This window comes from Microcystis protocystis FBCC-A270, from assembly GCF_050500235.1.
In the GTDB taxonomy this organism is placed as follows: Bacteria; Cyanobacteriota; Cyanobacteriia; order Cyanobacteriales; family Microcystaceae; genus Microcystis; species Microcystis ichthyoblabe_A.
In genome coordinates, this window is the sequence record NZ_CP191407.1 from 774,401 (window position 1) to 789,880 (window position 15,480).

11 protein-coding genes and 1 tRNA gene are annotated in these 15,480 nt (G+C 42.8%); 8 read left to right on the forward strand and 4 right to left on the reverse strand.

All coding sequences use genetic code 11. The annotated features are described in order from the left end of the window. Positions 1-14: 14 nt before the first annotated feature. Both groES and ACQY1X_RS03670 read right to left on the reverse strand, forming a co-directional pair. Positions 15-326, reverse strand: a complete 312-nt coding sequence (groES, locus tag ACQY1X_RS03665; protein WP_002737272.1) for a co-chaperone GroES — start codon at positions 324-326, stop codon at positions 15-17. Between the two features lie 684 nt (positions 327-1,010). After that, on the reverse strand, positions 1,011-2,279 hold the full coding sequence (locus ACQY1X_RS03670) for a DNA methyltransferase (RefSeq protein ID WP_430014002.1): 1,269 nt from the start codon (positions 2,277-2,279) through the stop codon (positions 1,011-1,013). A gap of 182 nt (positions 2,280-2,461) precedes the next feature. Between ACQY1X_RS03670 and ACQY1X_RS03675 the strand changes: the two genes are divergently transcribed. From ACQY1X_RS03675 to ACQY1X_RS03685, 3 genes are all read left to right on the forward strand, one after another. Beyond that, positions 2,462-3,733, forward strand: a complete 1,272-nt coding sequence (locus ACQY1X_RS03675; protein ID WP_430015403.1) for a dihydroorotase — start codon at positions 2,462-2,464, stop codon at positions 3,731-3,733. 84 nt (positions 3,734-3,817) lie between these two features. Further along, entirely contained in the window at positions 3,818-4,990 is a 1,173-nt protein-coding gene (locus ACQY1X_RS03680; RefSeq protein ID WP_002735327.1) for a DNA-methyltransferase, read from the forward strand. Between the two features lie 14 nt (positions 4,991-5,004). Continuing rightward, entirely contained in the window at positions 5,005-5,181 is a 177-nt protein-coding gene (locus ACQY1X_RS03685) for a hypothetical protein (protein ID WP_002735115.1), read from the forward strand. Between the two features lie 314 nt (positions 5,182-5,495). Here the strand turns inward: ACQY1X_RS03685 and ACQY1X_RS03690 are convergent, their stop codons facing one another. Then, positions 5,496-5,708, reverse strand: coding sequence for a DUF2839 domain-containing protein (locus ACQY1X_RS03690; RefSeq protein WP_002737353.1), 213 nt, complete (start codon positions 5,706-5,708; stop codon positions 5,496-5,498). 156 nt (positions 5,709-5,864) lie between these two features. Here ACQY1X_RS03690 and ACQY1X_RS03695 point away from each other — a divergent pair, with 156 nt between their 5' ends. The 5 genes from ACQY1X_RS03695 to ACQY1X_RS03715 all read left to right on the forward strand — a co-directional run bounded on the left by ACQY1X_RS03695 (position 5,865) and on the right by ACQY1X_RS03715 (position 11,719). After that, complete coding sequence (locus ACQY1X_RS03695; protein ID WP_430015404.1) at positions 5,865-7,100, forward strand: LL-diaminopimelate aminotransferase; 1,236 nt, start codon at positions 5,865-5,867, stop codon at positions 7,098-7,100. Positions 7,101-7,195: 95 nt separating this feature from the next. Then, positions 7,196-8,032 (forward strand): metallophosphoesterase, encoded by an 837-nt coding sequence (locus ACQY1X_RS03700; RefSeq protein WP_002735891.1) that lies wholly within the window; start codon positions 7,196-7,198, stop codon positions 8,030-8,032. A 454-nt stretch (positions 8,033-8,486) separates the two neighbouring features. After that, positions 8,487-10,316 (forward strand): tetratricopeptide repeat protein, encoded by a 1,830-nt coding sequence (locus ACQY1X_RS03705; RefSeq protein WP_430015405.1) that lies wholly within the window; start codon positions 8,487-8,489, stop codon positions 10,314-10,316. Beyond that, positions 10,316-11,413 (forward strand): glycosyltransferase family 4 protein, encoded by a 1,098-nt coding sequence (locus ACQY1X_RS03710; protein WP_430015406.1) that lies wholly within the window; start codon positions 10,316-10,318, stop codon positions 11,411-11,413. The genes ACQY1X_RS03705 and ACQY1X_RS03710 overlap by 1 nt, the downstream gene beginning before the upstream one ends. A gap of 219 nt (positions 11,414-11,632) precedes the next feature. Next, a tRNA-Ser gene (locus ACQY1X_RS03715) sits at positions 11,633-11,719 on the forward strand. Positions 11,720-11,847: 128 nt separating this feature from the next. Here ACQY1X_RS03715 and mfd read toward each other — a convergent pair. After that, entirely contained in the window at positions 11,848-15,357 is a 3,510-nt protein-coding gene (gene mfd / locus ACQY1X_RS03720; protein WP_430015407.1) for a transcription-repair coupling factor, read from the reverse strand. Positions 15,358-15,480 lie beyond the last annotated feature (123 nt).

Here is a 15,480-nt window from a genome sequence, read left to right on the forward strand (position 1 = left end):
TCAAGGGTAAATGATTAGGAAACGGCGGCGAGAATGTCTTTTTCGGAGAGGAGAACGAATTCTTCGCCACCAAGTTTGATATCGGTTCCGGCATATTTGGAGTAGAGAACTTTGTCACCCACACCTACTTCTACAGGGGTACGGCTACCGTCATCGTTGCGTTTGCCGGGGCCGACGGCCACGACTTCCCCGATTTGGGGTTTTTCTTTAGCGGCGTCGGGAAGGAAAATACCACCGGCGGTTTTTTCTTCGCTGGGACTAACTTTGACGAAAACTCGATCGCCTAGGGGTTTAACAGTAGTTACGTTGATGCTGACTGCAGCCATGGAATATCCTCCGTTTCTTTTGTATTTGGGTAAGTGTCTTTTCCAGATTAGCACTCTTACCTTCCGAGTGCTAATTTACCGAAATACGAGGCCCCCTGACAACTGCTCGATCGGTACGGGTTTCCGAACTATGGTGTTAAGCTAGGGTTTGCGGCAAAAAGTTTGTTGGTGGGTTTAGGAGTCGGTGGTCGGGAGAATTAAGAATAAGCATTAATCGATTAAATGCTTCATTTAGGCATTTTATGCAGTTTTATGTCTATTTTTGTCATTTTTGAACTCTCAAGAATTAATTATGCAAGAACTCTATTATCAAAGCGCAAGTCCCTAAATGTTTACCCAAGCTGCAATCGCCGAACCTCAAGGGCGATCGCTATCTCAACGATCGAAGCCTGTTGTTTACATAAGTAGTCGTGCAAAATTAATTTCCTAGTCGAGACAGGAGACGGGAGACGGGATAAAGCTATTAGGGATCGGATTTGAGTTTTCAGTTCTCTGTTTGCTCACCACCACAGAAGTCTGACGGAGTAGTGGCTTAGATGTGTAATTAATTGTGCTTAGATACATAGTTTTTTACACATAATATAGGGGTTCTCGTACCTGTACGGCACACTTAAAGTTTTGCTGATTAAGCTTTTCAAGATCGAGAATGTACCTTTTGTGAATGGGAAACGCTATAAACTAGACCTACCTTTTCTCTAAGATTAGTAAATATTCGGATTTCATGCCATCAGGATTTTTATTCTTGCGAGATTTGAATAACTGTCTGGTTTTAATTCTATCCTCAAAGACGGTATTAAAAATAAAGCCATTTTCCTGAAAATATTCCCCTAATATTCGCCAAGTTTCTACTTCCACTCCATCCACTTTCGGATTACCCACAAAAATGCAAGCTTTCCCAGCTTGTTTTAATTTTCTGGTGGCATTTTCTAAAGCGTTGATGGTGTGACAAAAATAGGAATCGAGTATTTTATGTAAATTCTCTTTCTCTAAACTTGATCTCACTCGATTTAAGGTTTCAGTTTCGATTAATCTGGTAGCCTGTCGGTAGGGAATTTCTAGCTTAGAGATTTTTTGCACTTCTTTTTCTGTATATCCTAACCAATATAAATCTAGTTTTGCTGTTCTGATATATTCCTGTGCTTGCAGATAGGGGGGGGAACTAATTAAACAATCTAACTCTAGATTTTGCTCGATCTCAAAAGTGGCACTATCTACTCCTCCATAAAAAAGCACCTGATTATAATTGCGCCAAGTTACGGTAATATATTGATTGACGCTAGTTAAAGTTTCAAAACTCATCTCTTTAATCGTTCGTTTTAATTCCTCTTGCCAATCTCTTTGTAATAGTTCTTGTATATCTGATTTTTTGTATTTCGATTGAAATAATTTTGGTTTCGTATGTTCTGCATAGGAAAACTGTTTACTAACTTTCACTAAAACCGCTTGAATGATCTGGGAATACAAATCAGTTTCTAGATTTTTTTGACCTGCCCAAAGTTTCTGTAAAACTACTAAAATATCCTCTGGATACCAATAGTTTAAATTTGACCACTGAGGGATAAATTTATCCTTGCTGGCAAAAACTTCTAAGATTTTTTTATCTAACTCTGAGTAACTCAATGGTTCTTGGTGTTCTGTGATCTTAATCGGGATAATATGGTTTAAAAGATAATTCAGGTCAGTTAAAACTGCATTTCTTTGACAAAGTTTAGCCTCTAAACCCACCGTACCTGAACCCGCAAAAGGATCGATAATCCAATCATCCTTTTTACTGTAATTATCAAGGCAAAATCTCACCACTTGGGGAATAAATTTGGCAGGATAATAATAGATGCTGTGGGTTAGATAACTGGTGCTGGTGATTTCTGGCACTAAATCTCGAAAAGAAACTAATCGCGGGGTTCCCTGATTAATTTCTTCTAAATTATTAGAATCGAAAAGTTCTAGTTGCATGATTCGGCTATCAATTCTCCCTAGGGTAGGCCAGCCAATTAAAATAAAGATTAAAACCGTAGTCGATCAATATTCTAACTTATCGTCCCCCAACCTAACCGACAACTCAGCTTTTTTGCTTTTTACTTTTTACTTAACGTGATATACTGCCAAAGGAAAAAATGACGTTTTAATTAGTCTGCGTGAATAGCCAATCCTCGACAATTATAGAACAGGTTAGAGTCCTTGACCCCCTGACACAAACCGATCGCATTGCCGATGTCTGGATTGAGGAGGGGGTAATTAAAGCGATCGAATCCCAGCTTCCCCCAAGAGAAAATAGTAACTATATTTCTGGTCAAAACTGTATTTTTGCTCCCGGATTAGTCGATCTCTACAGTCATTCCGGGGAACCCGGCCACGAGGACAGAGAAACCCTCGCATCTTTGCTCAAAGCGGCCACGGCCGGAGGCTGCACCCGGGTGGCAATTCTCCCCAATACTCTCCCCCCTCTCGATCACCCCGCACTCATTAGCACATTACAGGAAAAAAGTCAAGGGTTTTTTGACTCAAAATCGACTCGTCTGCATTTTTGGGCAAGTCTCACCCTAGGAAGACAAGGGCAAAAAATGACCGAATTAGCCGATTTAATGCCTGTAGCGGTGGGTTTTACCGATAATCGCAGTCTAGAAGATTTGGGACTGTTGCGGCACTTATTGGAATACCTAAAACCCTTCGGTCAAAATATCGCCCTTTCCCCCGTAAATCAGCAATTAAAGGGTAATGGAGTCATGCGCGAGGGAGAAACCTCGATTCGCTTCGGTTTACCCGGAGATCCTGCTATTTCTGAAACCACTGCTTTAGCCACAATTTTAGAAATCGTCGGCGAAATTAATACACCTGTTCACATCATGCGAATTTCTACCCGTCGAGGAGTGGAATTAATTCGCGAGGCAAAAATGCGGGGATTGCCGATAACCGCTAGTGTGACGTGGTTGCATCTCCTCTTAAATACAGGATCGATCGCCAGCTACCATCCCAGTTTACACCTCGCTCCACCCTTGGGCAACGAAAGCGATCGCAAGGCGTTAATTGCGGCAATTAAAGAGGGAATTATCGACGCAATCGCGATCGATCATCGTCCCTATACCTACGAAGAAAAAACCGTCTCTTTTGCAGAAGCACCCCCCGGCGCGATCGGGTTAGAATTAGCTTTACCGCTACTCTGGGAAAAATTAGTAATAACCGGGCAATTATCAGCTTTACAATTATGGCAAGCGCTTAGTCTCAATCCCTGTCATTGTTTACAACAAAAACCGGCATCTCTCAACCCGGGTAATCCCGCGGAAGCAATTCTTTTTCATCCCCAAGCAAGCTGGAAAGTAACGGCAAATAATCTTCACTCCCTCAGTCATAATACTTTCTGGTTAAATCAAACAATTACGGGAAAAGTCTTAGAAATGTGGAATTTTTAAAGGGTGGCCAATTTCTATCTTGAGACTCTCCTAGTTTTTTGGATAATGATCAGCTAGAATTCTAGAGAGAACTAGAGTAATGACATGGAAAAAGAACTGGTATCGGACAAGCGCGGTTATCTGCTTCGCACGGTGGCAGAAGCTAAAGAAATTGTCCTTAATTGGTTGCGGGAAATAAATTTAGTTAATGCGATTAAATTAGGTTTACCAGAAGTGGATGACAGATATCATATTTGGCGAGTTCCTCTATGTAATGACCAGAAAAAAACCGTTGGGGAAGTGGTGATCGATGCCTACACCACCGAAATTTTAGCCGATAGGACAACCCGGACTGAAATTATTATCGCTCGTCTGTTAAAACAGGATGAATCTAAATTAGAAACCCCCAAGAAAACTAAAAAAGAATATAAGCTTTCCTCTCTGAGAAATACCATCGGATTTGGTGATTGTAGCGAACTTTTGGAGGAAATGCCCGCAGAAAGTGTTGATTTAATCTTTACCTCACCACCCTATTTTAATGCTCGTCCAGAATATTCGGAATTTGAAGAATACGAAAGCTATCTATTGAAGCTGCGACAGGTGATCAGAAAATGTCATCGAGTTTTGAGTGAAGGACGTTTTTTTGTCATTAATATTTCTCCCGTGCTATTGCGTCGTGCTTCGCGTAATCAAGCTTCTAAACGTATTGCTGTTCCCTTTGATTTGCATCGAATTTTTATTGAAGAAGGTTACGATTTTATTGATGATATTATTTGGCTAAAACCAGAGGGAGCAGGGTGGGCAACTGGTAGAGGGCGCAGATTTGCCGCCGATCGAAACCCTCTCCAATACAAAACCGTGCCGGTGACTGAATACGTTTTAGTCTATCGTAAACACACAGATTTACTAATCGATTGGCATATTCGCAATCATCCCGATCAAGAAGTAGTAAAAGCCTCAAAAATTGCCGATGGTTATGAACGCACTAATGTTTGGAAGATTAACCCAGTCACTAACTCAAAACATCCCGCCGCTTTTCCCGTAGAATTGGCAGAAAAAGTGATTAATTATTACTCTTTTAAAGGTGATGTGGTTTTAGATCCCTTTGCTGGTTCAGGAACCGTGGGACTAGCGGCCGCTTCTTTAGATAGACGTTTTGTTTTATTCGAGAGTAATTTTAATTATATTGAACTGATAAGAAAGCTAATTACTGAAGGCAATCCGACTGATTTAGACTCAATTATTTGGCTTAATTGTCCGCTAGAAAACCAACAATAAGCAAGATAAACCCCATGACAGCCAGTAAAAGTCACGCTTATTTTACTCCCAAAGACTATCTAGAAATAGAGAAAATTAGCCCCATTAAACCAGAATATATGCGAGGGCAAATCTTGGCAATGGCTGGGACAAGTAAAGCCCATGTTATCATCACAGGTAATCTTTCAGCCCAATTAATTAGGGCTTGCTGAAAAAGTTTTTCGTGGGGGTAGGGTGTGGGGTGTGGGGTGTGGGGTTTTACCTATTTTCAGGGCGTTCGGCGAAGCTCAGTCGAGCCGTGGTCAATTACCTAATTTTCAGAAAAAAAGTACCTGAATTTTCCCCCCAATCACTCCAAAGGTCGGCACTTTTTGAGGGAAAAAAAGTCTAAAAGCGTTATCCAACAAGGTTTTTAGATTTATTCAGCAAACCCTAATTAACCGTAACCTTTCAGGGGGGAACAGAAGCGCTGTATTGGCTAAAAAAAGAAAAAGCTACCACCATCAAAGCGCAAGTCCCTAACCAGTTATTGGACATTCCACCAACCGAAAGCTGGCCCGACAAAGCGAATAACCACCCAAACCCCGGCTAAAACTCCTATACCAATCCAGGCACCCCTAGTGGTTAACTTGTAAGCTTGGGCTGCTTGACTTTTGGTAATTGGTAGCCAAGGCAGGATATTTTCTTCCTGTCCATACTTATCACCCAGGGCCGATTGACGACGTTTTGATTCACCCATACTAATGTCAGTTATTAAGAGGTTTTTCTCTGATTGTATATCGAAAGACAACAGGCCACACCCAATCCTAGTCCATCAAGGAGGGCGATCGAAACTAACGGCCGATGACCGACTATTATAGAATTAAAGGTTGCGACTGAAACGAGAATAATAATTATGGCAACCATTAACAGTAATTACTTAAAACTAAAAGCGGGTTATCTTTTCCCGGAAATTGCCCGACGAGTCCAAGCTTTTGCGGCAGCCAATCCCGATGCTAATATTATCCGTCTGGGGATTGGGGATGTCACCGAACCTTTGCCCCTAGCTTGTCGCGAGGCCATGATCAAAGCAGTGGAGGAAATGGGCGATCGCTCTAGCTTTAAGGGTTACGGGCCTGAACAGGGTTATGCTTGGTTAAGGGAGAAAATCGCCGTCCATGATTTTCAGGCTCGCGGTTGTGAGATAAGTGCCGATGAAATCTTTATTTCCGACGGTTCTAAGTGCGATACGGGCAATATTCTCGATATTTTTGGGGATAATAACTCGATCGCCGTGACCGACCCAGTATATCCCGTTTACGTCGATACTAACGTTATGGCCGGACACACGGGAGAGGTCAACGAACGCGGCGAATACGAGGGCTTGATTTATCTGCCAATTACCGCCGAAAATAACTTTACTGCCCAGATTCCGACGGAAAAAGTCGATTTAATCTATCTCTGTTTTCCCAACAATCCCACCGGGGCCACAGCTACCAAAGAACACTTGACAGCTTGGGTTAATTATGCTAGGGCCAACGGATCGATTATCTTTTTTGATGCAGCCTACGAGGCCTTTATCACCGATGCCAGTTTACCCCATTCCATCTACGAAATCGAGGGAGCGCGGCAATGTGCGATCGAATTTCGCTCTTTTTCTAAAAATGCTGGTTTTACCGGGACTCGTTGCGCTTTAACTGTGGTTCCCCAAAGTCTTATGGCCAAAGCGGCCGACGGCAGCGATGTGCAACTCTGGAAACTGTGGAATCGTCGGCAATCGACCAAATTTAACGGCGTTTCCTACATTGTCCAACGGGGGGCCGAGGCGGTTTATTCCCCAAAAGGACAGGCACAAGTAGAAGAACTTGTCAAGTTTTATTTACAAAATGCAACAATTATCCGAGAAAAATTAACTGCTGCCGGTTTAGAAGTCCATGGTGGCGTAAATGCGCCCTACGTTTGGGTAAAAACGCCCCAGGGTCTATCAAGTTGGGATTTCTTCGATAAACTGCTACATACCTGTAATGTGGTGGGGACTCCTGGATCTGGCTTTGGGGCTGCCGGAGAGGGTTATTTCCGGCTATCGGCTTTTAATAGTCGTGCCAATGTCGAGGCCGCTATGGAGAGAATTATCAGTAAATTTCCAGGCTAATCCTCAAGAGAGGGATGTTTGCGGAAGCGTCCCCCAGCAACCCCATCGGCAAATAATTGATAGACTGGTAACTACTCACCGACAACGGCTCACCGATGCGACCCTTTTGGTTAGAATCCTTACAGGTAGAAAGATTAACGATCGCAATTGCTGGCCTACCGGCACATCTGCAAGGGATCAAGTTGGTGCAGTGGTCAGATCTGCACTGCGATGAAGAGCATTTGCCTGAAGCTGTCCTGCAAGAAGCGATCGCCATTACTAATCAGGAAAAACCCGATCTCATCTTCCTGACGGGGGACTTTATTACCTATAGTCCCCAGCCAATTTTTGCCCTAGTCGAGAGCATAAAAGCTCTCAAAAGTCAAGGGGGTATTTATGCTTGTTTAGGAAATCATGACAGTTATCTTCCGCAAGCAAGGGAAACGGTCAGATCAGCCTTAACTAGCGTGGGAATTCGGGTACTCTGGAATGAAATCGTCACACCCTACGGCGAAAATTTTCCCATCGTCGGATTGGCCGATTATTGGTCTGGGGAATTTTTACCGCAAATCCTCGAGCAAATTTCCCCCGATATACCCAGACTCGTCCTTTCCCACAATCCCGATACAGCCATGATTTTAAAGGATTGGCGCGTGGATTTGCAGTTATCCGGTCATACCCACGGAGGTCAAGTGACTATACCGGGTATCGGTTCCCTACCGATAATTTTAGAGGAACTTAGGCGATCACTACCCGAACCCTATCGTCCATGGGTTCCCCTTTATCGGGAGTTTAGCAAAGTAGTCCGATACTGGCAATGGTCCGAGGGATTTCATCGAGTCGGGGACAATCAATTATATGTGAATCGAGGCTTAGGAACCTATTTCCCCGGTCGTCTTTTTTGTCCCCCCGAAGTGACAGTAATCACTTTGGTCAACAGGAGTCAGTCTTGAATCAGTTATCAGTTATCAGTTATCAGATTTAAGTTTTAAGTTTTAAGTTTTAAGTGTGCAGCATTAAATCAGCTGTTGACTATCTAAATTACTCGTTAAGACTATCGGTTAATTTTTTTTCCAAAAAGCTTGACAAAACCTCACGACTTGACAGATAATTTCTTATATAATGGGAATCCGTGCCAGCCTGCGACCCCCTCTTTTCAAGTCAAATAAAGCCCAAAAAAATTAACCCCAAAAAGTAGTCGGTGAACTGAAAACTCACATCTGATAACTGATAAGCTGCTGACTATATAAATTACTCGTTAAGACTGTACTGGAGTGCCGGAGTAGGGAGAGGAAGTTTGAGCATTTGTACTAAAATTTCCCCTACGCAGTTTAAATTCAGTACAGCTTAGAAGCTTACTACTGTCTTTTCACTGATTACTGTTTACTGATAACTGAAAAAACACTTATGACAGAAAATAGAGATAACTTCAACGAAACTTATAATGCACTAATTGAGCGCATTGTCAATCTAACTTTAGAAGGAAAAATTAGAGCTAAATCACAGGTTTATAACCTTTTGTCCGAGGGAGTAAAAAATGGCACAGGAGAAATTTTTGAGCGTTGTTTAACTGAAAAAATTATCATTACTCGCTCACAGTTAGAAACAAAAATTAAAGCGACTAGGGTTTTGCGGGCCCTGGAAACGATCGAAAGTGAATGGGAAAAATATCAAAAAACCAATCAGCAAAATTCTCTCACTGCAGCGGCGATCGATAATCTGGTAAAAATCGATCGAGAGGATCGTTTACTAACTTTAGTGAATTTAATTGATCCCAATCAAAGTAATGCTTTAACCCTAGAACAATTACAACAGTTAGCCAAGCATTTACAGGCAGTTTCTCACCAGCGGGGAGAAGCGGATTTATGGCAAATTGCCACGGGGATTAATCTGGGGTTAAATACTTGGTCAAATTTATCGAATGATCTCACCAGTTGGCTCTACGAACAAAATCGCCATCTTGGTTTTACTAATGATAATGAGCGAGTGACTCCCTGGCAAATTTGGGCAAGTAAAGTTAATCCCTCTTGGTTAAAACGAGTCTTAGAAAGTTTAGCTAATCAACAAGCTTTTGATTCTCTCACCCAGGATTTAACTTTAACCGATTGGGTAGAAACTGCCATTGTTTTTCAATATATCCAAAGGGGACTAATTAACTTTTTTGATCAGCGTATCTATAGCGAAAAACTGGGAGCAAAATTATCTATTTCTACCTTTCTCACCTTTGCTTTAATTTGGTCGCTGTTAACCAATAGTTTCGAGCAAGTTAGTAAAAATTCTCTCTATAGTCGCGGCTGTTTTCAGATGGCTTTACAAATTCTGAGAACCTTTGCTCAACGGGATTATTTTCCTTTATACGGAGGAATTTTCGCATCCTTTTCTGGCAGTTATCTCAAGGAGGCCTTAGATTATTTATCAATTCCTCTGCGTTATGTGGAAGGTACGGGAGAAAAGGCGAGAATTTTAACTTTAATTGCCTATTCTAATCGCATTCGCGGCGACTATCTACAGGCTAGAGAATGTCATCAACAAGCTTTAGAAATTGCTCGTCAACAACAGGACTCTGCTTGTGAAATAGCTAATTTAAACCATTTATCGCGTCTCAATGCTATCCAAAAAAACTATACAGAAGCGATTAATTTAAGTCAGAGAGCTTTAATTTTAAGTCGTCAACAGGGTAATAGTTTAGGACAGGCTAACGCTTTAGCTAATTTGGGTTATAGTCAGGTACAGGAAGCACAACAGTTAGAGAGATATGATCCCGAAATTTATCAAACTTCGATCGAGTATTTAAAACAGGGATTAAAGTTAGCGGAAAGTCTCCAAGATTGGCAGAGTAAATCCCTTTGTTGTAGCAGTTTAGGTTTAGCATATCTTGTCCTCGAAAGAACCCAAGATGCGATTAATATTCTCCTACAAGGATTAGAATCTGCCAAATACTACGGAGATGTATATCTGCAAGGTTTATTACTAACTTATTTAGGCGAAGCTTACTATCAAGACAAGAATTTTGAACAGGCAATTTATATGGGTTCTCTAGGAATGTATTGGCTACACGAAATCGGTGCAGTGGAATGGCGACAAGCTGCTAGTCTATTAACAGTTATTCGCGGCAAAAATATCGCAGCTTTTGAGCAGACTTTCAGTCAGGAACGTTCCTCCCTGATTAAATCTATTGGACTGGAAGGCTACCAATATATCTCAGAAATCCTCAGCAAATATCAACAGGGTAATTAGTGAATACAAAGCATAACCTATTAATTAATCTCTCGGTACTTTTTCCCCAACCCACGGGAATCAGTACCTACATTCTTAACCTCTTACCCTACCTGAAAAATTTAGAACCAACCCTACTAACAGCTAATAGTTATCCCGACTTTAACTGTTATTCTATCCCCAAAGGTCTCGGCCCTGATCGAGGAGCGAAAGGTCATTTAAAACGCTTACTCTGGACTCAGTGGCAGTTACCGTCAATTTACCGACAATTAAAGGCCAATTTACTCTTTTCTCCCCTCCCAGAAGCGCCGATAAATTCTCCCTGTCGCTTAGTCGTCATGGTCCACGATTTAATTCCCCTACGGTTTCCCAGTTTTACTTCCCCCTTAACCCAATATTTCCGTTATTATGTGCCGCAGGTATTACAACAGGCAAAACATATTATCTGTAACTCTCAGGCAACGGCCAAAGATATCACTGAATATTATCAAATTCCCGCCGATAAAATTACTTCAATTCCCCTAGCCTACGATCATCATCACTTTCGTCCTATGGAAGATAATAAGCCAGAACATCCCTATTTTCTCTATCTGGGTCGTCCCAATCCCTATAAAAATTTACCGCGTTTAATCGCCGCTTTTGCCCAACTGCCCCCAGATTTAAGCGATTATCATCTTTGGATTGCCGGCAGCTTCGATCGCCGTTATACCCCGAATTTACAACAACAAGCGCGGGAATTAGCAGTCAGCGATCGCATTAAATTTCTCGACTATATCCCCTACGATCACCTACCCAAAGTTATCAGTCAAGCCACTGCTTTAGTCTTCCCTAGTCTCTGGGAAGGCTTTGGATTGCCCGTTTTAGAGGCTATGGCCTGCGGTACACCCGTCATTACCTCAAATTTGTCATCTTTGCCCGAAGTCACGGCAACAGCGGCAATTTTAATCGATCCCTATCGAGTCGAGTCCATAGCCGATGCCCTAAAAATTATCGCTCAAGATCGACAATTACAGTCAAAATTAAGTCATCTAGGCAAAAAACGGGCCGATGAGTTTAGTTGGCAAAAAACTGGTCTAGCTACAGCCGCAATCTTAAATCAATATCTAGGGTATGCTTAGGGACTTGCGTGGGAATAATATCCCAATTGATCGGAGGGCGCAAGCTTTGCGCCCCTACAGTAACGGATTTTGTCCACAATGTAGGGGCGAACTGCGTTCGCCCAAAAGGTACATTATCAAAGCGCAAGTCCCTAACCTGATCGGTCATCGTCGGAAAAAGAAAAATAATTTGACAGATCGGCAGCATTTGCTGTAGGATGGATGATCGTGACCTAAATTGGAGAGATGGCCGAGCGGTTGAAGGCGCAGCACTGGAAATGCTGTTTAGGGGTAACTTTAACGAGGGTTCGAATCCCTCTCTCTCCGTCCCCAAAGCACCTCCTAGATATGAGGTGCTTTTTATAGCAGTTAGAGTATAGGAGTCAGGAGATTACTCTTATTGATTATCTTTTCCCCATCACCCACTCTCCTATACTTTTTAAACAGGATTTAGTCTAATTCCTCGTCGGTAAACCATCTTTACACTTAGCTAACCACTCCAATAAACTATCTAACTGCTGTGGTGGTTTTACCGCTCCTAAACCCCTGACTGTCACCTGTTTGGGACTATAAACAAAGCGTGATTGTATATGTTGGGGTAGGTGTTCTTGTAATAATTTCCACGCCGGTTCCTCCATGGGAGTTTCTAGGATAATATGCTGTTTTCCATCGGGTTTAATGCGCGAAAAACCGAGGGATTTAGCCAGATGTTTTAACTCAATTACCTTAAATAATTGTGCCACTGGGGAAGGAATTGCCCCGTATCTATCCACTAAATCCGCAGCAATTTGTCCTAAAGTTTTCTGAGAATTAGCAGTGGCGATCGCCCGATAGACATCCATTTTCTGCTCCGGATCGGATATATAATCGTTAGGAATAAATGCCGTCAATTTCAGATCGATTTGGGTATCCTCCACTTGGGGAATTTCTTGACCTTGAATTTCCCGCAAAGCTTCCTGTAACATTTCCATATATAGATCAAAACCAATCGCTTCCATTTGTCCCGATTGTTCCGCACCCAATAAGTTACCAGCGCCGCGAATTTCCAGATCTCTAGTCGCTAATTGATACCCCGATCCTAACTGGGTAAATTCTTGAATTGCCTTTAATCTTTCCCGAGCAGTTTCTGTTAGTTCTCCCTTAGCTGGATAAAGTAACCAAGCGTGCGCTTGTACTCCCGATCGCCCCACCCGTCCCCGCAGTTGATAGAGTTGCGCTAAACCGAATTTTTGGGCATCTTCAATGATAATCGTGTTAACTCTGGGAATATCTAACCCCGACTCCACAATAGTCGTACAGACTAAGATATCCGCTTCCCCATTATTAAATGCTAACATGGTGGTCTCTAATTCGGACTCATCCATACGACCGTGACCAATGGAAATTCTAGCACCCGGAATCATCCCTTGAATTGCTGCCGCTTTTTCTTCAATTCCCTCGATTCTGGGTACTACATAAAAAATCTGTCCCCCCCGATCCAATTCATTGCGAATTGCCGTTCTAATCACATCAGAATTATAACTAGAAAGGTGGGTTTGGATGGGACGACGAGAGGGGGGAGGTGTGGTAATTAAACTCATTTCTCGCACCCCAGAAAGGGACATATAAAGAGTCCGGGGAATCGGTGTTGCCGTCAAGGTTAACACATCAATATTACTTTTAAAAGCCTTAATTTTTTCCTTTTGATTGACACCAAAACGCTGTTCTTCATCGATCACCAATAATCCTAAATCTTTAAACTCCACCGCTTTACTTAATAACAACTGCGTCCCCACCACTATATCCAATTCCCCCGTTTTCAAGCGCTGGACGATATCTTTTTTCTCGGAATTGGTGCGAAAACGATTTAATAAACCCACATTAATAGGATAGGGAGCAAAACGTTCTTTCAGGGTGTGATAATGTTGTTGGGTTAAAATCGTTGTTGGTGCTAATAAAGCCACCTGTTTATGACCCGTGGTGACAGCTTTAAAAATAGCACGAATCGCCACTTCTGTCTTACCAAAACCCACATCCCCACAGACTAAGCGATCCATCGGGCGATCGCTTTCTAAATCCCGTTTCACATCCTGTATCGCTTTCAGTTGATCAGCAGTGGGTTGGTAGGGAAAAGAATCCTCTAACTCCCGCTGCCAGGGATTATCCATCGGATAGGCAAAACCCGATTTTTGGGCGCGTTGGGCGTAAATATTGATTAAATCAACCGCTAACTTCTTAACTGACTTCCTGACGCGAGCTTTCGTCGCTTCCCACGCTTTGCCAGAGATTTTATGTAATTCAGGCTCTTGATTACCTGTATGACGATAACGGGAGAGATTATCAACAGAATCGGCAGGAACCCGCAATAATCCATCAGCATACTTAATAACTAGATAATCTCGACCTTGCACTACTCCGCTAATTGTGCTTTCCTGCTTTTCTAGTTTGATAAACTGTCCGATGCCATGGTGTTTATGTACTACAAAATCGAGGGGACGGAGTTTATTCACATCCACCTGTACCGAGGCTGCTTGCCGACGTTTGCGGACGTAACCGGCAGTATTTAAAAGATGTTGCCCGAAGAACTCTCGATCAGTAACGACGACTATGCGATAGGTGGGGAGGATAAAACCTTCTAATTCAGCTAATCCTGAGTATTTTAGGGCTGTAGCGGTGTTTTGAATTATTAACCGCTCGATCGCCCCAAAATCAAGGGGATTGGGGATAAATTGGGCCGGACAGTCGTGTTCCTGTAATAACGAGACTGTACGGGAGGGTTGGGCAGATATTAACCATGTAGCGTACTTATTTACTTTAATACCGCTATAAATCTCTCTTTTTCCCCGTAAAATTTCCGCTAGTTTGGCGAATTGTCCCGGAGTGGTGGGAATCGGACGACTGGAGAGATTAAGGCTATTTTCGGAGAGGTGATCGTCTATTTCTGAGAGGTAGAGATGGGGAAATTTGACCGATATTTGCAGAGATTCGCCAAAAGAACGGTGAATTTTCGGTAAAGCTGGTTCTATCTCTTGCCAGCGTTCCCCAATATATTCTATCCAGCGATCGCTTCTAGCTTGACAGCTTTCCAGTTCATCAAAGGCAATAAGAGTATTTTCGGGGAGATAATCCAATAAAGAGGCAGGTTGACGGAAGGACAAGCCTAAAAATCGCTCAATTCCCTCTGGATAAATGCCATTAGCCAATTTTTCTCGCTCTTCAGCCTCCAAATAATCGGCCACTGTGGGGGGAAGAGAAGGGGCAATGATCGCTGCGAAGCTAGTGGGAGTAAGAAGCAGATTGGGGATAGAATCGAGGGATCTTTGGGTGGCAGGGTCAAATTCTCGCAATTTTTCCAATTCATCGCCGAAAAATTCTAACCTGACCGGTAATTCGGCCGAAACTGGGAAAATATCAACGATATCGCCGCGACGACTCCATTGCCCTTCGGTTTCTACCAGTGAAACCCGTTCATATCCTAATCTAGCTAGGGTTAGATCGAGGTTTTTGGCTTCTATAACCCTTCCTACCGCAAAATTATCGCTATACTGCTCGAAAACCTCTCTAGGGGGTAAATGGGGCTGCAGGGCCTTTTCGGTGGTAACGATCGCAATTCCGGCCTCTTGATGACTGATTAGAGCTTGTCCTGAGCTACGTCGAAGGGCCGATAATACCTGCATCTGTCCCCAAATCATCTCGGATTCCCGATTAAATCTCTCGTAGGGGCAAGCTTCCGAGGTGGGATAAAAGAAAACACCTTTCCACGTCATCGCTTCTAATTGTGCCGCCCAACGTGCCGCTTCCTCCAGATTGGCACAAATAATTAAAAGATTTTTTCCTTGACAACGGGCGAAAGCTGTGCTGATTAATCCTTTCGGTAAGCGGGCAAGGCCAGTTAGGGTTAAATTGCCGTTTTTCTCCAGTTTTTGGATAAGTTCGGCAGTTAATGGCGATTTTTCAATGTTGCGGATAACGGAGGCAAAAGTCATTTTTTAGTGATCGGCACTCGGTTTTTGGTTAGGGTTTGCGGCAAAAAGTTTTTCGTGGGGGTAGGGTGTGGGGTGTAGGGTTTTACCGATTTTGAGGGGGTCAATTACCTAATTTTCAGGGAA

What these genes read in the sequence shown, in the direction of transcription:
- groES (WP_002737272.1), bottom strand. Translation starts at nt 326, where the DNA reads ATGGCTGCAGTCAGCATCAACGTAACTACTGTTAAACCCCTAGGCGAT.
- ACQY1X_RS03670 (WP_430014002.1), bottom strand. Translation starts at nt 2,279, where the DNA reads ATGCAACTAGAACTTTTCGATTCTAATAATTTAGAAGAAATTAATCAG.
- ACQY1X_RS03680 (WP_002735327.1), top strand. Translation starts at nt 3,818, where the DNA reads ATGGAAAAAGAACTGGTATCGGACAAGCGCGGTTATCTGCTTCGCACG.
- ACQY1X_RS03685 (WP_002735115.1), top strand. Translation starts at nt 5,005, where the DNA reads ATGACAGCCAGTAAAAGTCACGCTTATTTTACTCCCAAAGACTATCTA.
- ACQY1X_RS03690 (WP_002737353.1), bottom strand. Translation starts at nt 5,708, where the DNA reads ATGGGTGAATCAAAACGTCGTCAATCGGCCCTGGGTGATAAGTATGGA.
- ACQY1X_RS03695 (WP_430015404.1), top strand. Translation starts at nt 5,865, where the DNA reads ATGGCAACCATTAACAGTAATTACTTAAAACTAAAAGCGGGTTATCTT.
- ACQY1X_RS03700 (WP_002735891.1), top strand. Translation starts at nt 7,196, where the DNA reads ATGCGACCCTTTTGGTTAGAATCCTTACAGGTAGAAAGATTAACGATC.
- ACQY1X_RS03705 (WP_430015405.1), top strand. Translation starts at nt 8,487, where the DNA reads ATGACAGAAAATAGAGATAACTTCAACGAAACTTATAATGCACTAATT.
- mfd (WP_430015407.1), bottom strand. Translation starts at nt 15,357, where the DNA reads ATGACTTTTGCCTCCGTTATCCGCAACATTGAAAAATCGCCATTAACT.